Source organism: Novipirellula methanifontis, from assembly GCF_052161655.1.
Lineage (GTDB): Bacteria > Planctomycetota > Planctomycetia > Pirellulales > Pirellulaceae > Novipirellula.
In genome coordinates, this window is record NZ_CP197418.1 from 6,125,570 (window position 1) to 6,146,535 (window position 20,966).

A 20,966-nucleotide genomic window follows, 5' to 3' on the forward strand; every position below is an offset into this window, starting at 1 on the left:
CATTCGCAACGGATAACGGACGTGTCTCAATCGAATCCTTTTTCGGAACAATACCCGCACCCTCAATCCCATCCCGCACCGACGTCGACCAAGCGTGTGTTGATCATTGTCGCGATCATCATGGCGGGAATTGCGTTGTTTTGTGCGGGCATCGGCACGATCGCCTTTGTCGCGATGCAGCGAATTGCACGTCCGGCACCGGAGGTCGAACTTGCGCCGCGTGAAGATTCGTTTGCACGTGACACCGCTGATTTCAATCGGTCCCTTGATCGGCTGCTCGACGAAAAACAGTCGCAATCAACACCTTCCATCGACCCGGCGATTCAGCAGTTTATCGATGACAGCAGCGACAAGCTCGAAAACGGAGATGACGTCCGGTTTAGTTTGACGCTGTTTATCGAAGCGGTTGCGATGAGTGACCATAGTGGGGGTTCGCTCAGCATCATGGATCGCTTGGCGCTGCGAACTTGGCTAGCGGAATATCAGCCCAATCCTGATGGCATCTCCGGTGAATTGCGCGTCCTCGACGTTCGCCTTGACTCGACCGGAAAATTGGCGGTGGTCGACTTGCTCGCCTATTCCGATTCTGACCAAGCGGAATCGTTACAGTGGTTCTTGGTTCATGAAGGCGGCCAATGGAAATTCTACGATTGGCAGCGACTCGAGTTTGGTCGGCGACTTTCCGATGAGTACGCTTCGTATCTGCACGGCGAGTCACCGCTGGACGAGGGTTACGACAACGCGTTGACAGAGTTAAGCGAGGCGGAGATCGCATGGTACGAAGGCGAGCCGGATCGAGCGAAGCAAATTATTCGCGCAGCCGAAGCGAAGCCGATGCTTCCGCAAGACCGTCCGGTGCTACAGTTGCAAGCCGCCTACACCTGGATGCGTCTCGAACAATACGATGAAGCGGTGCGGGTGTTAAAGGCGGTCGAAAATCCCGATTCGCTGTGGGGAGTCTGGCCCTCGTTAGCGGTCTGTTATTACAACCTCGAGGAACACAAACTCGCGCTGCAGGCGGCCAACAATGCTCAGAAACAATCGCCGAATCATCCGAACGGATTTTGGATCGCGTCTTTGATTTATGACGAGCTGGATCAAAACGACAAGGCGTCGGACGCGGCGATAAAAGCACTTCGCATCTGTCCCCTAGACTCGGTAATTTTTTACAACGCGATCACCCAAGGGCGTCCGCAAGACGTCCCTCAACTCGTCGATATCATCGCCGAAAATGACGAGGAATATCAATGGACCCAGTTGCTGTCGCAAACCTTTCGCGAATCTTCGGAATTCCCGAAAGCCGTTGTCGACGAGCTCAAGCAGCGAGATGACTTGCCCGCGGGGTTACTCGAAATCGCCTTAGGGAATCTGGCCTGGAGCAGCGATCAATTCGATGAGGCCGCAGGTCATTTCCTGAAAAGCCAATCGGTGGCGGAATTGGAGTACATCAAGACGATTGCGACGGAAAACCATCTCGATGTGCGATTGCAAGATGATGACTTCGAGAAACTTTTTGCTGAATCGCCCCCTGGCGATTCACTGTTACGCAGTCTCGTGCTGCGGGCTTACGATGATTCGTTGTACTGTGATCTTGAAAAATTGCTGGCTGCTTTGCAGTCTCACACCTCGGCTAGCGAAAACGGTTGGTCCAACGCACTCACCGGCTGGGCACATTACACCAACGTTGACTATGAACAAGCAGTGGCGTCGTTCGATGATTTCCTCGCATGGCGTGGCTCCGTGGAGTCGGAGCCTGGTGACGAACTGGATGAGACTGAAGGGCTCGACGATGACACATGGCTAGACGCCGTGACCGCCGATTATCTGGTTGATTCCCTGCTAGAACTTGGTCGGCCGTTGGAGATCATCGAACGATGGCCCGAGGATGCTGGCAAGCATTACCAAGTCGGCAGTTTCCTGCAACTGCAAGCAAATGCGACACAACTAGATCGCTTTATTGAATCCACGGCCGCAACTACTTCCGACTCGGTTCGGATCCAACGACTGCGGCTGCAAGCCGATCAGGCAATGAGCGAAAAAGAGACGGAGCAAGCCGCGACGTATCATCGCGAGGCCATTGAATTGGCATCGTCGGTTTACGAGGAGGATGAAAGCTACTTCATCGACGAACTAATCCGTCGATTCGCACGAGATTTGGTTTTAGGAAACTATGTTGCGACCGACGACGAAATCAGTGACCTCGATTTCGACGATAATGTGGATCTTAATGTCTTGGTAAACGCCGCCGTTCGTGAATCCATCCGCGTGTGTGACGACGACGAGTTTGCTGCTTGGATTCGCCGCGCCGAACAATTGCCGCACGATACGGATGAGAACTATGCCGCTTTGCAATTTGCGGCCGGAGACTATTACGCAAGCAAGAACCAATTGCTAGATGCGATTGAGGCCTACAAACAGAATGTGCGGACCTCGAGTGCTGATTCATGGAGCCTGCCCCGAGGCATCGAGGCGGTGGTCGGTGTCATGGTCCGTGCAGGACAGGTTGACGAAGCCAGGCAATGGGTTTCGGCAAACCCGATTCCCGATAGCGAGGTCGCTGATGAAGCCATCGTTGACATCGCAACCGGCAATTTTACATCGTTGCTAGATCATCTCGCTGCGGTCGACAAGGCAAAAGCAACCGATTGGCTGCAACGACAATCTCTCACGGATGGATTAAGCTCACATGCGGATTCGCCCGAGTTTGCCAAGTTGATTGGTCAGTTTCCAATCCGAATACCCTACATCACGGTCGATTCTGCTGGCGAGCTGTTGAGTAAGGCCTCGGAGCCGATTGATCAACAACGAGTTGCGGAGGTACTCGAAGCAGCCCTGGGTGAATCGTTTACCGCCAAGGCAGTGGTGGATGAGGAAAGTAACCCCAGCCAAATTGCCGAGCAGGCATGGTTGTTTCAATCGGTTGCCGGCCAACGCATCTTGGTTAGTTCGAGTGAACGGCAATACAGAACAGACAACCTATCGGATTGGCTTGGCGAACGATTGAGTACGCCGGTAACGCGGATCAAGTTTTCCATCATGGACGACAAACCGAATTCCACGCAACGTTTATTTGCGGTCGCGTCCGAGCAAGCGGGTGACGACACACTTGCGTTCACTTGGTCCGGTGGCAACGAGATCTGGTCAGGCCCCCAACTGGCAGCCCAATTGACGTGGTCCGATCGCGTTCCGGTGCAACTCGCCACACAAACGCGTCCGCTAGTGGAAGTCCCGCTTGAGGATGCGGACACAGAGTACGAATACGTCGGAATCAACGAATGGGACCAGCACCTGCAGGATGCCGGCGAGAACCTCGATGCGGTATTGGCAATCAATGCGAACGGAGTTCGTGAAACGATTTCCTGCACGATCAGCAAAGTGGACGCGGAGGAATATGACATCTACGTGTCGCCCGCTCGTGATAGCGTCCTATTGCCATTCGTAAAAGCCGGCTTCACCTACACCTGCGGCCCAAGCAATTTGTCGTTGCCGAAGACCAAGTCCAACTAGGTGAGACGGACCGTCGTGCGTTGGCCTATCAAAATTCCACTCGCGACTTGGGGAGAGTCGAACGGTGTTTCTTTTCCGTCATTCCAATCTTTCTGTCTGCCGAGTGCCTCGATCTGCGGAACGCGTCACTCAGTAACGAACAGCGTCGCTTCGTTAGCTGTCACCCGCCGGAATCGATTTCCGGCTTCCTGCGATTATCAATCGGCCGGACACTGACGAGGAAAGGTTATAAAATGGGAGGTTAGAAGATAGGAAACGATGGTTTGAACTTCTTCCTGCACTAATCACCCAAAAATGATGCTGTGGGATCAGGCTGTAAAAAAAGAGAAGGACAGACGAATGAGGGACAGACGAATGAAGCTGGGACGGGACAAGCGTATCATTCAGTGAGCGGCGGCTAACAACGACGATCCATGGCTGCAGGAGCGGCGGCAGCTATCGACGCACTGTCCAACCGACGACGTGAATTGACGACCGTGAGCTCAATAACACGCTACGTCGCCTGATAATCAATTACAAACAGGAAAATGTTTGACAGAAATATGAAGACAGGAAAATAGGGCACTCGCTTCTCCGTCTTTCCAATCTCTCTGTCGCATTAATTTTCCTGTCTACCATCCGCTATTGCCTGGCACATGCAAGCACACCGAACCAGTCTGTACCGGGCTCCCCGCCGAGCACTCATCACTCCGTGTCTTATTTTCAAGACCTTGCCAGTCCTCGCGTGCATTTCTTGGTTCTGCTTGTTTCGCATGAGGTGACGGGTCAGTGACATCTACTTTAGTTGCAGTGTGGCGTATGAAACCTTCAATTCTGTCCGGCCGATTCGCGCCGCTAAACAGGTCGTTAAGTAAATACCGGTGAAACGTCGATCCTTTTGTGAGCCGACGGCGCTAGCCGCGGGGAGCGTCAATATTGCAGGAAACATGCCCGCGGCTAACGCCGTCGGCTCAGATCACTATGTGAAATGACTCATATTGTTCCGCTACGAGATGTCCGACGAAACTCTTGGCGAGTTTCGCTACGGGGGCGGAGCGGGTTAGCGGGGTAGCTTCCTGGATCCCAATCGTTCGCCTTCCGGTGGACGGACGGGAACGTTGAGTCCCCCCATCTCGGACAATTCGTCGAACATTTGTTTACTCATTCGCTCGACCTGGTCACGATAGCTGGGCACGTCGATCAGGTTGTGTCGTTCATGGGGATCGGTCTGCAAATCGTAAAATCCATTTTGATCCCAGACGCCGTGGTAGTAGACGAACTTGAATCGTTCGTCACGAATGGCGAACAGTGTTGGTGTCGCTGGGAAATTCCATTCCCAGTGGTACTCGTACAGAACGTGGTCTCGCCACGTAACGTTTTCGCCTTTCAACAATGGCAAAAATGACTTGCCGTCCACTTCGGCGTCTGTCGGGAAATCAACCTTCATCGCATCCAAAGCTGTCGACGCCACGTCGATGTTTTGGATCATCGGATCGATTGTACTTCCGGCGGGCAGATTTGTCGGAGCATACGCAAGCATCGGGACTCGAATCGATTCTTCAAACGCATCACGTTTGTCGTAGAATCCGTGCTCGCCCAGCGCGAATCCGTTGTCTCCCATGTACAACACGAGCGTCGATTCGAGTTGCCCGGCGGCTTTTAGCTTGTCCAATACACGGCCAATGTTTTCGTCAACACTATGCACCGTCTCGCAATAGTCGCGATACAGTGCGTCAAACGATGGAACCGGGTCGTTATCAAACGCTCCTGTCTCCATGTGGTCGATCCCGTGAATGCTGTAGCGACGATCGCGAATCCAACGTGATTGTGTTTGATAGTTCTCTTCGCTGTTTGCCATCGTCTCGGGATAAACGATTTTGCTTTCCGCGTATCGGCCCTGGTGCCGCGGTGCCGGCTTAAACGGATAGTGCACGGCCTTGTAGGACAAGTACAAAAAGAAAGGTTTTTGTTGCTCATCGCTTGCTTGAGCGTCGATCCACCCGATTGCTTGATCGGTCAAGATGTCGGCGTTGTAACCTTTAAACTGACGTCGCTCGCCATTGATGTTTAATTCGGGATCAAAGTATTCGCCCTGGCCTTTGAAACTAACCCAGTGGTCAAAGCCAGGTCTTCGCTCATCGCTGTCGTGGCCCATATGCCACTTGCCCACAAACGCGGTTTTCACTCCGGCATTTTGCAAGTATTCAGGAAAGTATCGTGTTCCCGCCGGTACAGGACGTTGGTTGTCAACGACGCGGTGTGCGTGCATGTAACGGCCCGTCAAAATCGAAGCACGACTGGGCGAGCAAAGCGACGTGGTGACAAATGCGTTGCGAACGTGAACGCCTCCGCTGGCCATCCGATCCAGATTCGGAGTCTCCAGAAAATCAGGAGCCTCGTCCATAAAACCCATAAAATCGTAGCGGTGATCATCACTGAGGATGAACACCACGTTGCGAATTTCGGCTGAGCAAACATTCACATGGACAAGGAACAGGCAAACAACGAGAGCTCGTAGATTCATATTATTGCAACGGTTCGAGATCGGGCGTGGCGCAAAACCACTCCATCGGACATCTATGTTAACGGGCGAATCGAAAGGATCTTCACCGCGAATTGCGGTTTATGATATTCGGTGTGCGCGGCGATGCGTACACGTTTGGAGCTGTCGCATTGGATTTGTCCCAAAGTAGACGCTCCGGTTGCGAATCGCGTCACGGTGGTATGACAACACGAGGCCTACTTCGCGATTTTTTCATTTGCAGCCGCGTAAGCTTGGTGTCCGGTTGAGTCACCAGGCAACACGGGATGCTGGTTGGTAGGCAGAAATGCAGCGTGCTCAGTAATAATGTCTGCATACTCGGGGTTGGACGCCAAGTTTGTCCACTCGTGTGGATCCTTGCGCAAGTCGTACAGTTCACGCGAGCCGTCGTGATACTCGATGAAGCGATAGCGTGCCGATCGGATCGCGAAATTACCAAGTCCAAAACTGGTGATCGCAGGATGCTTCCAATCTTGCTTCGGATTCTTTAGCAGCGGAACGAGACTTTGACCTTCCTGGGTCGCATCAGCGGGCAATCCGGTTAGATCTAACAATGTAGGGAAGATATCCAACAACTCAGCCGGTTGAGCAGTGTTTTGGTTCGCTTTGAATCCCGGTGCGGAAATCACAATTGGCACGCGTGTTCCATCTTCCCACAGCGAACGTTTCGCCCATCGCTGTTTCTCGCCGAGATGGAAACCATGGTCCGAGAACAGCACGACGATAGTGTTCTTTGCGTACTCGCTCGACTGGAGTGCGTCTATAACTATTCCCAAGCAATGATCAGCGAAGCTCACCGAAGCCAAATAAGACTGAACCGCGTGTTCCCATTGTCCAGCCCCGGTAACCCACTCGTGAGTCGGCGAGACATGCATCAAATTGGTCAAGTCAATTGCATACTGGCTGAGATCGTTACGGTCATCATCTCGAACCAATGGTAGTTTGATCTTCGCACGAGGGTGCATGTCGAACCATTTTTGAGGGACGTACATTGGCACGTGAGGCCGATAGAATCCCACGCCCATGAAAAATGGCTTGTCGTGTTTTGATTTCAGCTGCTTGACTGCCCATTTGGCCGCTTTCATGTCGGGCATTTGATCGTCGTCTTCCGGGTAGACGCCCCAGTCCCAGAGCGGATGCCCGTGCGGCTGAGAAATCTTTTTCTCGGGTCTCGGTCCAAATCCGCCGGAAGGCTGGTACTCCTGAAAAAAACGTTTGTCGCCTGTGTGAAAAAGTTTTCCCGAGGCCATCGTCTTGTAACCATTCTCGGCAAACACCTCTGGCATCGTCTTGACACCCTCGAGCGCCGGAGCCTGCTTCAGGTCTGGCGACAAAAAGTAAATGCCGGTCGTATGCGGATACCGCCCTGTCATCATGCTCGCGCGTGACGGATTGCAGACAGGAGACTGACAATGAGCGTTTTCAAAGAGCGTTCCTATCCCCGCTAGCCGGTCGATATTGGGCGTCTTGGCTTGCGGGTGTCCCCCCAGGCATCCGACCCAATCATTGAGGTCGTCAATCGAAATCAGCAGTACATTCGGCTTCTCGTCCGCAAACGCCGGGACGGTGGCAACGGTTACGCAAAACAAAAAAAGGATTCGCAAGCTCATAAAAACGGTTGTTGTTATAGGTCGGAAGTCGGGGGAGGGGAGCAAGTTTAGCGGGTCAGGGTCAACGAGCGTCACTCGACTGATCGTTGCAAGGCTGTCGGGACAGTAGGTGATTTTTCAATACGCCCGGGAGGCAATCGCGTGCGTTTCACGCCATTTTCTCTTGTCATTTTACGGAGTCATGCGGCGTTGTGTCGCAATTCGACCGGGATGGTCTACCATCATACACGTTACAATCTACTACAATCACCGCCATGACGGGGACAAATCTGCATGCGGAAGTTGCACCAAGCCAACAGGAAGGTTCCGATGATAAAAACACTGATTCACGGGTCCATTGTAGCCACCCTTTGTTTGACGTTCCTAAATGCCACCCGAGGATCCGAACCCATCGTGGTGAAACCCAACGGGGGTTGGTGTTGGTTTCAAGGCGAGCGGGCCGTAGTCGTTGACGGCAAAGTCATCTTCACGTCAATCAGCGGTGACGACCACGGCGATTGGACGGCAGGTGATCTGGTTGCGACCTCGTTTGATCCTCGATCAAACGAGATCAAGCACTTTGCTCTGCACCCGAAGTTTCATCAAGACGACCACGATGTCGCGGGCCTGTGTGTGTTGCCCGACAAACGACTGCTGGCGGTTTATGGCAAACACGGCAACGATCACCTGCAGCGTTGGCGTATTACCCAGCAGCCTGCGGATGTCAGTGACTGGACCGACGAGAACACGTTCGACATCGGGGCGGCCTACACCTACAGCAACGTGTATTCGTTGTCAGCGGAAAACAATCGCATATACAATTTCCATCGGGGGCGTGGCTACAACCCGAATTGCACGCTTTCGGATGACGGCGGAGTTACATGGCGATACGGGTGGCGTTTGTTGGGGTGGACACGAGGCGACTTCAAAACGGACCCGCGACACACAGGGCACGATGGCGGGCGTCCTTATGTCCGCTATGCCAGTGATGGCAAAGACAGTATTCATTTCATCACAACGGATGACCATCCGCGTGCGTACGACAACAGCATTTACCACGGCTATTATCACGCCGGCAAACTGTGGACATCCGATGGCACCGCGTTGGAAAACCCGACAGGCGACGGCAATTCGCCGCTGAAACCAAACAGTTTCAGCGAAGTTTTTGCGGGCGGCCGCGATCGCGTGGCTTGGACGAGTGACATTCGGTTGGACAAATCAGGTCACCCCTATATTGCGTTTTCGGTTCAAGTCGACGGAGCAGAGGCACGAACGAAACGGACTGCTGGTGGATTGGATCATCGGTATTACTACGGTCGTTGGGACGGTACGCGTTGGCATGTCCACCCGATGGCTCATGCCGGCACAAAGCTGTACGCAGGTGAAGACGACTACACCGGCTTGGTGGCTCTGGATCCCGACGATCCCAACACCGTCGTGATCTCAACGAATGCGGACCCAGTGACGGGGACGCCGTTGATCAGTTCTGCCGATGGGGAACGCCACTGGGAATTGTTTCGTGGAACAACGAACGATGCAGGAGCGAATTGGCTGTGGACTGCGATTACCGAGAACTCGACAAGCGATCAATTGCGTCCGGTCGTCCCAGCGAATCCGAACGGGCCTCGCATCATGTTGTGGACACGGGGCAAGTTTAACTCGTACACCGATTTTCACCTCGATGTGGTCGCGATCGTAGGCGAGTAGACGCGGGATGTTCGGTGTAACTTGATCGGCCGGTTGCGTTTGAGTGTTGGTTGCGTTTGGCATCCTTGGCATCTGCTAGAAACCTCCACTTCCTTCCCATTTTTGACGCGGCCAATTTGGTGATTGAAGAAACGCAAGTAATTGATCGCCATTTCGGCGTCGACGATGACTCGCTACATGGATTGCGTTCGATAGTCGAGCGGTCGCATTCCTGTCAGCCGATTGAAGGTGCGATAAAACGTTGACAGCTCTTCAAAACCACTTTGAAACGCAATCGACGTCACTTTGCTCTCCGTATCGCGAAGCAATGTTTTGGCGTGCTCGATGCGTCGTTCGTTGAGATACGCGAGCCACGTCTTTCCCGTTTTGTCGCGAAAGTCGTTCGTGAACTTTCGCCGCGACATGCCACATGCTCTCGCTGCCGCGTCGACGGTCAGTTGTTCAAAAAAATTAAAATCAAGCCACAGCAGATACTCGTCAATCGCATCGGGAGGACGAATATCGTTGAGTTCACAATTCGTTTCATGATCCGAGGGCAGCTGCCCACCGGACGCCAAAGCAAGCTGAGCGAAAATTTCTATCGCTCCGGCGATCGCCGACAACGTCGAAGCCGAACTTGGTTGCGAGACGAGATAGAGCAAGCGGCGAATCCGTCGTTCGATGTTCAACAACGACATGCGTTGGCGAGGAAGCTTGCCGATCGGAATCATCTTTTCGATCTCCGCACATGGCGTGATCTTGTGAGGGTCGATTGCCAACCCATACAGCGATATTGGATGCCGCGGCGTATCGACAATCCGGTGACTCATCCCCTCGGGAATGAGAATACAGTCGCCCGAAACGCAATTCGACGCGTCGCCGGCACTGGATGCCCAATCTGCAGCAATCTGGCCGCTGCCCTCGCGAATGTAGAGAAGCTTGGGAAAGCGATGCTGAGTCTCGGTCATCGAAAACGACTCGTCGTGCAAGCTTTCAAACACCCAAAGTCCCGAGTTCGACATCGTTTCCGGTACTGGCACGCTTCGCCGAGTGGTTGATTGCGAGGTCATGGAAAGAGTTCTCAGCGGCGGTCGCGGCGGGATTTATCCCCGAATTGAAGATTGTTATTAACTGATGATCGCATGGAATGCCCAAATTGCAAGTCGATCGTGCGCAAATGGCGAAGTCGCGGAATCGAAAGGTGCCGATAATCATGAGCGTTGGAATCACTCGCACCGCTTTTCTGTCAAAGGCTCACAAATGACACAACTCACCAGTCTCCAAGTCGACGAAATTCCTGCGATTCGTCCGCGCCGCACCATTAGCGGGATGTCCGCCATCCTGTTGCCGCTGTTGTCGGGAATGGAGATCGATTGGGAGGGATTCCGAGGACACGTCGTGCGTACGGCGGATGCCGGATTGGTCCCCGCGGTCAACATGGACACCGGCTACGCCAACCTGATCACCGAAAAGCAACGAGAACAAGTGCTCGCGGAGACGCAAGCATTGATGGGCGGGCGAGAGTACGTGGCGGGTGTCTTCGTGAAAGATACTCCGGACGACGCGTTTGATTTTGATACCTACCGAATCGGACTCGACCAGGTCCTCAAGTATGGTGGCACCCCGATTATCTTTCAGTCGTTTGGTTTGACCGAACAAGCGGACGACGAAATTGTCGAAGCGTACAAAAAGATTGGTTCGCACGCAGGCGACTTCCTCGGTTTTGAGCTTGGCAAAATGTTCGCGCCGTTCGGAAAGATCTACAGTCTGGATGTCTATGAGGGGCTGATGGGGATCGAAGCGTGTCGAGGCGCCAAGCACTCATCACTGAGTCGCGAATTGGAGTGGCAGCGACTTCGACTTCGCGACGAAATTCGCCCGGACTTTAAAGTGCTGACGGGCAATGATTTGGCGATCGATATGGTGATGTACGGAAGCGACTACCTGCTCGGACTCAGCACGTTTGCTCCGGAAGCGTTTGCTCGACGTGATGCGATGTGGGCTTCCGGCGACTCTGCGTTTTATGAGCAGAACGACATCCTGCAATACCTTGGCTTCCTTGCCTTTCGCGACCCGGTACCTGCATACAAGCATAATGCAGCTCAATTCCTGCACGCTCGCGGCTGGATCAAGACACCGCTGACGTATCCCGGCAGCCCGCAACGACCCGAGTCGGATGTTGCAATCCTGCAAGACATCATGGATCGCATCTCATAGTCGTTCGAAAAGCAATTTTTGAAGCATCCATAGCTCGCACGCCCTTGCACTCATCAAACTACTAAGGCTCTCCATGAAGACTCTCACCATTGCCATGCACGGTGTCACCGGACGCATGGGAACCAATCAACACTACATCCGTTCGATTCTGGCGATCATGCGTCAAGGAGGCGTCGTCACCTCTGATGGGCAAACGATTCAGATCAAGCCAATCCTTTTGGGACGTAACGAAGCCAGACTACGTCAATTGGCCGAAACCGTTGCCACTGAGGAGATCGGCCATCCGGTCGACTGGTCGACCGACGTTGACGCGGTGATTGCCGACGCAGCAACTGACATTGTTTTTGATTCGTCAAGCACTCAGATGCGAGCGACGATCGTTCGTCAGGCGATTGACCATGGCAAAGCGATTTATTGCGAAAAGCCGATCGCGATTGATGCCAAGGAAGCATTCAAGCTGGCCGATGAGTGCGAATCCGCGGGCGTGAAAAACGGAGTGGTGCAAGACAAACTGTGGTTGCCAGGGGTGCGGAAACTGAGAATGCTTCGCGACCAGGGATTCTTTGGCGACATCCTCAGCGTACGAGGTGAATTCGGTTATTGGGTGTTCGCCGGCGACGAGCCAAATCAGACAGTCCAGCGTCCATCGTGGAATTACCGCCGCGAAGATGGGGGCGGGATGATGATCGATATGTTTTGCCATTGGGAATATTTGATCAACGATTTGTTTGGCCCAGTAAAGCAGGTCCTTGCTCATGCGGTCACCGATCTTCCCGAGCGAATTGACGAAGCGGGCAAGCCGTACAAATGCACGGCCGATGACTCAGCCTATGCGTTGTTCCTGCTTGAGAATGGATTGACCTGCCAATTCAACAGTTCCTGGGCTACTCGTGTCCGACGCGATGACTTGTTGACCGTCCAGGTAGATGGAACCAAAGGATCGGCGGTCGCAGGCCTTCGCGAATGTTGGACGCAAAGTCTTGCGTCGACTCCGCGGCCGATTTGGAATCCCGACATTCCGCAACCGATCAATTTTTATGATGGCTGGCAAAAATTGCCGGACGCGACGCAGTACGATAACGCGTTCAAGATTCAGTGGGAACTGTTTCTCAAGCACGTGGTGACGGGAGAGGCGTTCCCGTGGTCGCTGCGTAGCGGTGCAGCGGGTGTATTGCTGGCCAATGCCGGCGAGTCCTCTTCTCGCGAACAACGCTGGGTCACCGTCGAAGAGAAGGACGCATGATGACGACGCCCGAATCAGAAGTTGCTTCACCCGATCGCAGTCGCCTGGCTGTTCACACGATGACGACGAAGCCATTGTCACTCGCCGAGGCAGCGGATGCCTATTCGCGGCGTGGAATTGCCGGAATCAGTGTCTGGGTAGAAGCCTTGGAGGGACTGGCAACGTCGGCGGCCAAGCAAATCGTTGATGATGCGGGGCTGAAAGTACCAGCGCTGGTCCGAGGAGGTTTTTTCTGTGCATCCAGCGAATCAGAACGACAAAAACGTGTTGACAACAACCGACGCTTAATCGAGACGGCCGCAGAATTGGAAGCGGAAATGCTGGTACTGGTCGTGGGTGCAGAGCCCGGTGTTCCGCTGGAACAGCAACGGGGCTGGGTGCGCGACGGCATCGAGAAAATCTTGCCTGCGGCGGAGGCGGCGAACGTCAAACTTGCGATTGAACCTCTGCATCCAATGTATGCAGCGGATAAGAGCTGTATCAATCGTATCGCCGAAGCTCGCACGATTTGCGATTGGATCGACAATCCCTTCGTGGGTGTTGCGGTCGACGTCTATCATGTTTGGTGGGATCCCGATCTGAGTAGCGAAATCAAGTTGCTTGGCGAAGCTGACCGTATCTTTGGCTTGCACGTTTGTGATTGGCGAGTTCCCACACGTGATTTGCTTACGGACCGCGCGTTGATGGGTGACGGGTGCATCGACATCCGAGGTATCCGCGGGCAAGTCGAAGCCGCCGGATTTAGCGGCTGGATCGAAGTCGAAATCTTTTCCGAAGAGCACTGGGCAAGTGACCAAGCGGATTACTTGGACAAGATCATTCAGCGTTATGAAACCGATTCGTAACGTGGATCGGACCAAAGCACCTTCAGTTTGACGACGCTCTCGCGGCGCTGCGCGTTGTCACGCGGTTCTTGTCGTGCCGGTAGCCCGGGTGTTTCCGTTTGTCTGCTTTGTGATCTAACGACACAAAGCAGTCAACCCGATGCGAGCCATGGACGATATGCAGAGGGTGCCCCCCCGGTTAGCAATTCTTTCCGCGTCCCTCACCGTTCGCCACCTCCCCACCCGCGAGTCAAAACGTGCCCATCATCCTTATGATCAACCTGAAAGGCGGCGTTGGAAAAACCGCCTCCACGGTCGCCATTGCAGAAACCTTTGCCGAACAGGGGCAACGCACGCTTGTTATTGACGCAGATCACCAAAGCATGGCGGGCGAGCTATTGGTGGGGCAGTCTCGGATGCTTGCATCCGAGCGGGCAAAGACGACATTGCACGACATGTTTCTAGCGATGGCCGATGTCAATTTCGACGCAGCGGATTTGCCGAATTTTGCATTGGGCAACGCGTCATCGGTGCAAACGTCCAGCGAGAATTTGTGGGTCGTCCCCTGTTCGTTTCGGATCGACGATTTCTCGAGTAACGTTGCAAAGTCCCAACGTATCTGCCGGTCCTACGCAACCGAGCGTGAATTGCAGGTATATCTGACCCGTCAAATGAAAAAAGTGAAACGCTGGCTCGACGCCAGCTTTGACGTCGTCCTTGTCGATTGCCCTCCTAGTATTGCAATGCAAGTTAAAATGTTCTTGCGAATCGCTGACGGCTACGTCATCCCCAGCGTTCCCGACCAATTGTCAGTGCGGGGCTCGGAGAACCTGGTGAAACGACTCTCAACTTACGGATTCAAACTCGCCGGCCTGGGGACGCTTTGGACGCTGTATCGTGAACAGGTGGCACTTCATCGTGAAATGGTTCTCGATCCATTCTCGGGAATCCCCAAGCCGTTTCAGACGATCATTCCCAACGCGACGCGATTAGCTTCGGCAGTTGATCCACGTAGCGTGAACGCCCCGTTCGCAAATTGCGACGCAAAGTATGGTAAACCTTTTGCAACGCGATATCGCGATTTAGTTGATGAGATGTTTGGTCGCTGCGAACTCCTCGGTATCGAGACGCGAGTCGTTCATTACGTCTAACGCGATTCAGATTCGAGCGAAGTGGACGAGGCAACGAGTCCTTCGCAAAGAGAGTAAAACGGGGACTCGTCGCCTCGTCCACTACCTCAAGAGTGAGATGCAACAAAGCACCACTACCTTGACGAGTGCAGACTAGTGCTGGTCGCTTGTTCGTGCAGACGATTGGTCTGATAAGCTTCGATCAATCGATCGAGCATCTCGATCCGATAACGAATTCGCTGGCCTCGCTCTGTATCACGGGTAGCCCGTGGTTTATCAAACACACGAATTTCCTGGACAGCAGGCACGATGTCGATCCCATCGCGGATCGCCGCATCGACCGACTCGAAATGATGGTGTTCGGCCAATACAATCCGGTTAGGCTCTAGCAGCAAAGTGTAGCCGTAGTCGCCGTAAGCCTCCGAGAACGCTCCGTCGATCGTGATCGCTTTGCCGCTGCGTTTCAGCGGTGATTCGCCTTCTTCGACCTTGACCGGCACATGGCCGTTCACGATCAATCCTCCTTCGGTTTCCATCCCAAATTCGGTCAACACTTTGTCGCAGAATTCGGTTTCGTGAATGAGTGCGAAGTAGGGATCCTTGGTCTCGCGATGCGGTGTCTTGTCTTGGATAAAGTCACGCTCGAACGTCGCAATCCGGTCCTTCCCAAACAATGGTGACCGTGGACCGCTCCACAGGTACCAAAGGAAATCCAGATCCTCCTCAGCCGACTTTTCGACGGCACGACGGACTACTTTCTCGATGCCTTCAAATAGCTCGCGTCCTGCGAGCGGGTGACCATCGACCATCAATGGCAAAAACGAGCCTTCCGCATCGCACGGCACGCACCCATGAAAGATCAGGCATTCATCTCTTCTTAGGTACATCGATCCATGACCGACCATGAAACGCATTTGCTCATGCAGCTTCTGGCTGTCCAAAAACGAGTGCTTCAGACACGCAAGGCATGCCGATTCCTCAGCGGACAACTCATACGGGTTTTCCGGATCCACCGTCGGAAATAAATTGTCACGCAGATCGTAGGTTTGTCCATCAATCTCAATCGTCCCACGCACATGGTCGATTCGATGCAGCAAGCGTCGATGGTCCAAACCCCACTGCGGATTACGTTGGATCAACTGCCCTTCGAGTTTGAACTGCATCACGGCAGCCGCTTTTTGCATCCGTGCAACGACCTCATTGGGACGCATGCCCTCTCGCTTGGGCATGAAAAACGTGGCGGGGTCGTCGGCGTAAACGGTGCGGGCGAGATGTTCAAGCGGTGTCAACGGAACGCTGTAGCCCTCGTCCAATTGGCCAAGGCGTCGGTAACGCAGCGACACGCGAAGCACTGTGCAAATTAAAGCCTCGTTTCCAAGCGACGCACCAAGCCACAAAGCATCATGATTGCCCCAGATGAATTCGACGTTGGGTTGACGACGCAGATAATCCACGACACGGTCGCCCCGTGGGCCGCGGTCCCAACAATCGCCACCGATAATCAGTTCATCGACGGCTAGGTTGCGAATCAGGCGTCCGAGCAGATGGATCAGGTGTAACGCGCGTCCACGTCGTACGAGTTCATCGAGCATTGCTGCAACAAACTCAGGGCCCCGATCAGTCGAGGGGGCGTGCAACATCTCTAACAGAAGTTCACTGTATTCAGGCGGAAATAGATTCGTTGCCAGTCGCAGGCTGAAGTTGGATACCAGGTGGCGAAGCAGTTCAAGCTGCGACTTCAGCATTCTCGTTGCATACGCTTTGACCTCTTCAGGTTGCTTCAGAGTGTGTCGCAGGCGTTCGGTAACTTCTGCTGGATAGAAGGTCAGTGTCAAAAACTCTGACATCTCATCGGCGTCCATCCTTCCCGAGAACATCTCTTCGACGAGCGGGCGGAGCGTTCCGGAAGCGTTGTTGATCACATGCTGCAGTTTCTTGTCTTCCCCGTGAATGTCACTGATCACATGCACAGCACTTTTCGGCAACGTTTGCACCGCCGCAAGCCGCGCGACCTCCGCGATGGCTGCGTCGACATTTGGATACTTGACTGCAAGCAGTTCCAGTACCGAGAGGTCCGCTTCGGGACGCTTAAAGGACAGTGACGTGTTGAGCATTGGTCATTACGTGCGAAGAAGAGATAAAGTCTGTCGAAGACGAGAATAGGAAGCCGATTAGGAAGCAACCTAGTTCGCTAAAGGCCTGCCTGGCAAACCGAGAACCTCAACAGTAAACTGCCGGTTCCGGCTTACCTAAGTTGTAAGGCAAGAAACCAGTCGGGGCTAGCGAGGTCGGCTCACAAAAACGCAATCGCAAGCGTTGTGAGTGGCCGCTAGGCCCCAATCGTCAATGCCGCTATTCGGTCAGCGTTGCCGGCTTTCCACTCTTCGGGTTAAGCTCGATGCTCTTGATGGTCGTGACGCCGCTTGGGACTTGCACCCGCACATGAATGACCTTCGCTTTACCAGGCAACTGAGTTTCGACGGTCTGCCAATCGTCCGACTTCGCGACAGCGACTCTGACTCGTTTTTCCGGCGTGAAATCTTTGTCGCCCGAGTCTCGCCACGAGATGCTGAGATCGCCCGGGGTGTCGTTTTTTACGACGACTATGACTGAAACAGGACCCTGTAAATTCAAACCAGCACGTGTGATGAATGGCTTTTGCTTTTTTCCCGATTTTCCAGCAACGATCTGAACCCCGGCTGCGGTCGTTTTCATCTCACCGCTCCGTACGATCCACGGAACGTTTGACTTGCCCGTAGGCGTTGACACTGATTTGCCGCGTATCGGTGCAGCCGGCTTTCCGTCCAAGTAAAAGTCGAAATAGTCGGATGCCGCTTTGGACATCTCCTGCGTCGCGAGCCCCGGCGGACTCAATTCGCTGGCCCATGCGGACAAATTCCCTCGCAATCGGGTGGCAATTTCAGGATGCGTGCGGAGAACGTTATGTTGTTCTTCGATGTCGTTACTCAAGTCGTAAAGATACTCGCGATCGCCACCGCGAAGCAATTTCCAGTTGCCTTCGCGGATCGCCGACTGTGCCGTCCAACGCCACATCAACGCGTCATGCGGCGGAGTCGTTAGCTGGCCGGTCAAATGCGGAATCAGGTTGATACCGTCGAGGTCGCCGGGTTTCGTTTCCAGGTTCGCGATCTCGGCCGCAGTTGCCGCGACATCAAGCGCACTGACGGGATGGTTATAGATTTGTCCGGCGGGAATTTTGCCTGGCCAAGCGATCACGAACGGCACATGCATACCGCCTTCGGATAGCATCCCCTTTTCGCCATTGAGTGGATCGTTTAGCGAACCATCCCAGCCCGGACCGCCACCGGGTGCGTCTAGCTTGTGAATTTTTAGCGGAGCCCCGTTGTCTCCGATGTAGAAAATCAGAGTCTTCTGCGTCAGCTGATGTTTCGCCAGTGTGTCGGTGATCAATCCCACGCCGTCATCCACCGCAGACAACATTGCCAGGGCCTGGCGACGTCGCTCGGGCATCTTCCCGGGAAAGCGGTCGAGATACTTCTGTGGTGCGTCCAAGGGCACATGCGGTGCGCGATAAGCGACGTACAGAAAGAATGGATCATCCTTGTATCGCTCGATCAACGCTGCGGCCGCTTTGCTACAGCCGTCCACGTGATACATCGTAGGAGGCAAATTCGACATCTCACGATCCGTTCCATCGAGCGTGATGTTCGCCGCGAAGGGACGTTGAGCGTTCTGGTTGAACACATGTTTGAATCCGTGTTCCGTGATCTTGGGGCCAGTCCCAAGATGCCATTTGCCGAATTGGGCAGTAATATAGCCGGAACTTTGAAGTCGTTCGGCGATCGTCAACTCGCGATCAAAACCGTCGAGCGATTGCCCATTTGCTTCGACACCGAATCGCGACTGAAACTTCCCAACCAACAATCCAGCTCGCGAGGGGATACACTGCGGCGCTGTGCTGTATCCGTGTGTTGCCAGCACCCCACTGCGAGCAAGGGCATCGACGTTGGGTGTTTTGATGTCGTCAAATACGCCTTGGCACGACAAATCCGCGTAGCCATGATCATCGGTGTAGAACACGATGATATTGGGTCGGACGACGTCGCCACGTGCGCAGGTTACAACCGTGATGAAAACACTGAAAAGCAGAAAGGATTGTTTCATGAAAGTGATTTAAGTGGGCGGGCGGGAATGGTCCATTCGGGTGAAGGCTATGCTCGACCTTTCCCAAACTGCGGAGACTGCTTATTTAGTACGACATCACCGTTCTTATGTTAGCCGTTTGGGCGTTAGCCTGGGCCGCTAAAACTTTGGTATCGACGTCGGATAATGGGGGTGAGTTTTTCTTCCGGCCGATACTGCAGTTACCTCTCCACCGACGAAGAGGTTGAGCGGCTTTTAAGTTGAGTGGTAGCAACCACTTGCTTCACCCTCCCAACGAAGTAGGGAGCGACCGTGTTAAGATTTGGCAATAGTCGCTTATCAAAAAACTAAATTTTTGATTCGATGTTTCGCCTCGATGCGCAGCATCGAAGGACATAGGGGGCTCCTATGGGAGTCTGGCTGCGTGTATGTTTGGACCCTTGTACCGAGCGGCAACGCTCGAGTACGTAGGCAGTCGACGAGCGATTTCGGTCGTTGGTCGGCTGCCGTTTTTTCCAAATACTTCGCTCGATCCCTGGCTCGACGCTTGTTCGGGCTCGGCAAAATGGGGCCGCCCCTTCCGCATCGCCGTCACATCGGCCTCAGATGCTGGCGCAGGCCAATGTGACGGCGACGCGAAAGGGGCTCTTCAACCGTTATTTCGTTGGTGGACTGATCAGACCATCGCGGCGAACTTTGAAGTGTCAAACGTTTCTTGATTACGAACCATCTGATTGAGTGTCGAAAGAAGCTTTCGTACGCAAGCGATCATCGCCAGCTTGTACGGTTTCCCTTGCTTTCTTAGACGTGTGTAAAAGGCTTTCAGACGCTCGTCGTACTGCCGAGCTGATAACGCTGCCATGTACAATGCACAGCGGACCGATTGACGCCCACCACGCACCATTCGTTTACCATCCTTGGTGCCACTTTGCTTAGCCATCGGCGATACGCCAACTAACTTCGCAATCTCTTTGCGATTGAGTTGCCCCAACTCAGGCAGCGAAGTCAGAAGCACATTGATCGTGACCTCGCCCACGCCGGGGTGGCTCTTCAAAATCTGCACTTTGGGCTCTTGCTTTGCCAGCTCTTTGAGGATCTCGCTGAGTCGTTTATCAACGCGATTTAGCTGGTTTTCGATGTTGCGCAGCATCTGTTTTAGCAACTTGCGAGTCTCTTTGTCGGTGGTATGTAGCAACCGCGATCGTTCTTGAGCCTGCATCTTCAGAAGCGATACCCGACGATGAACCATCGCGGTGTGATGCTTCTGTTGCTCGCTGCGTCTGACTGCCAAGTGGACCGGAACGTCCTGACCAAATCGACAAATCATCGCTGCATCAATCGTGTCGGTCTTCTCAAGCCATCCATGGCCCTTGGCGAAGTCTCTGACTTGCCGTGGGTTGACAATGGCGACGTCAATCGAGCTGTCGTGAGCCATGTCAGTCATCAACAGGTGATAGCTGGCGGTGGATTCACAGAGAATCAATGTCGCGCTGTCAGGATCAATGCGGTCAAGCAATTTCGCTTGAATGCTCTTCACGTCGTTATCAATTCGCCCGGTAAGCTTGTTTTGAGAATCACAAAGATCGAGATTATTTTTGGCAACATCGACTCCGATGACTCGTTGGTAACCGGTTCGCGACAGTGGTGTTTCGTGTCGAGTGTTTGTAGTAGATTCGTTGCTCATCTTAAAAGTCCCTGCCTAGTAAATGCGGTCTGGCATGACGCCGACCTAGCGACCGTTCGGGTAAAAGAACTGACTCACGATCAAGCTCCCAATCGCTCTAGCCTGGGGCCGAGAAGGGTCGGATAGGATCTGTGAGTCAGCGACTTTTCCGCAGAGCGACTGCGAAAAGGTCATCACAGCGAATCGACGCGAAAACCGGTCGAAACACCACAATGATCATATACTAGGGTCGGAAAAGGAGCCTTCAGCGAGTTTTCCGCTCTCGGGCTGGCGACGTTGAGCTTGCACATTGTCATCTCTAACACTTCGATGCCCCACCCAGAACTTGCTCCGCTCGTTCTGACCTCCCCAAAACAAGTTTCGGGGAGGTGAAGCACGTCAAAGGACTCGATTCACAACGAAATAAAAGGCCGCACAACCTCGAAGTTGGTGCAGAGGTG

The 20,966-nt window shown here is 53.7% G+C and carries 12 protein-coding genes; 6 read left to right on the forward strand and 6 right to left on the reverse strand.

Annotated elements, in window-relative coordinates; translation table 11 throughout:
* Positions 1–21 precede the first annotated feature (21 nt).
* On the forward strand, positions 22–3,507 hold the full coding sequence (locus tag SH528x_RS22065; protein ID WP_442505617.1) for a tetratricopeptide repeat protein: 3,486 nt from the start codon (positions 22–24) through the stop codon (positions 3,505–3,507).
* Between the two features lie 1,039 nt (positions 3,508–4,546).
* On the opposite strand, the gene SH528x_RS22070 is transcribed toward SH528x_RS22065, so the two are convergent.
* Entirely contained in the window at positions 4,547–6,010 is a 1,464-nt protein-coding gene (locus SH528x_RS22070; RefSeq protein ID WP_442505618.1) for a sulfatase family protein, read from the reverse strand.
* A 215-nt stretch (positions 6,011–6,225) separates the two neighbouring features.
* Positions 6,226–7,638 (reverse strand): sulfatase, encoded by a 1,413-nt coding sequence (locus tag SH528x_RS22075; protein WP_442505619.1) that lies wholly within the window; start codon positions 7,636–7,638, stop codon positions 6,226–6,228.
* Positions 7,639–8,031: 393 nt separating this feature from the next.
* Between SH528x_RS22075 and SH528x_RS22080 the strand changes: the two genes are divergently transcribed.
* On the forward strand, positions 8,032–9,324 hold the full coding sequence (locus tag SH528x_RS22080; RefSeq protein ID WP_442505620.1) for a BNR-4 repeat-containing protein: 1,293 nt from the start codon (positions 8,032–8,034) through the stop codon (positions 9,322–9,324).
* A 173-nt stretch (positions 9,325–9,497) separates the two neighbouring features.
* On the opposite strand, the gene SH528x_RS22085 is transcribed toward SH528x_RS22080, so the two are convergent.
* Complete coding sequence (locus SH528x_RS22085) at positions 9,498–10,373, reverse strand: helix-turn-helix domain-containing protein (RefSeq protein WP_442505621.1); 876 nt, start codon at positions 10,371–10,373, stop codon at positions 9,498–9,500.
* A 190-nt stretch (positions 10,374–10,563) separates the two neighbouring features.
* Between SH528x_RS22085 and SH528x_RS22090 the strand changes: the two genes are divergently transcribed.
* The 4 genes from SH528x_RS22090 to SH528x_RS22105 all read left to right on the forward strand — a co-directional run bounded on the left by SH528x_RS22090 (position 10,564) and on the right by SH528x_RS22105 (position 14,738).
* The gene (locus tag SH528x_RS22090; RefSeq protein WP_442505622.1) at positions 10,564–11,520 is read left to right on the forward strand and encodes a dihydrodipicolinate synthase family protein; all 957 of its coding nucleotides are present in this window, start codon (positions 10,564–10,566) and stop codon (positions 11,518–11,520) included.
* A 73-nt stretch (positions 11,521–11,593) separates the two neighbouring features.
* Positions 11,594–12,763, forward strand: coding sequence for a Gfo/Idh/MocA family protein (locus SH528x_RS22095; RefSeq protein ID WP_442505623.1), 1,170 nt, complete (start codon positions 11,594–11,596; stop codon positions 12,761–12,763).
* Positions 12,760–13,608, forward strand: coding sequence for a sugar phosphate isomerase/epimerase family protein (locus SH528x_RS22100; RefSeq protein WP_442505624.1), 849 nt, complete (start codon positions 12,760–12,762; stop codon positions 13,606–13,608). The genes SH528x_RS22095 and SH528x_RS22100 overlap by 4 nt, the downstream gene beginning before the upstream one ends.
* 236 nt (positions 13,609–13,844) lie before the next feature.
* Positions 13,845–14,738, forward strand: a complete 894-nt coding sequence (locus SH528x_RS22105; RefSeq protein ID WP_442505625.1) for a ParA family protein — start codon at positions 13,845–13,847, stop codon at positions 14,736–14,738.
* A 113-nt stretch (positions 14,739–14,851) separates the two neighbouring features.
* Here the strand turns inward: SH528x_RS22105 and SH528x_RS22110 are convergent, their stop codons facing one another.
* From SH528x_RS22110 to SH528x_RS22120, 3 genes are all read right to left on the reverse strand, one after another.
* Positions 14,852–16,831 carry a fructose-bisphosphatase class III gene (locus SH528x_RS22110; RefSeq protein ID WP_442505626.1) on the reverse strand — a complete coding sequence of 660 codons (1,980 nt, stop codon included), beginning with the start codon at positions 16,829–16,831 and terminating at the stop codon, positions 14,852–14,854.
* Positions 16,832–17,069: 238 nt separating this feature from the next.
* The gene (locus SH528x_RS22115) at positions 17,070–18,863 is read right to left on the reverse strand and encodes a sulfatase family protein (RefSeq protein WP_442505627.1); all 1,794 of its coding nucleotides are present in this window, start codon (positions 18,861–18,863) and stop codon (positions 17,070–17,072) included.
* Between the two features lie 655 nt (positions 18,864–19,518).
* Positions 19,519–20,526: an IS110 family transposase gene (locus SH528x_RS22120; protein ID WP_442505216.1), complete on the reverse strand. Its 1,008-nt coding sequence runs from the start codon at positions 20,524–20,526 to the stop codon at positions 19,519–19,521.
* Positions 20,527–20,966: the final 440 nt, after the last annotated feature.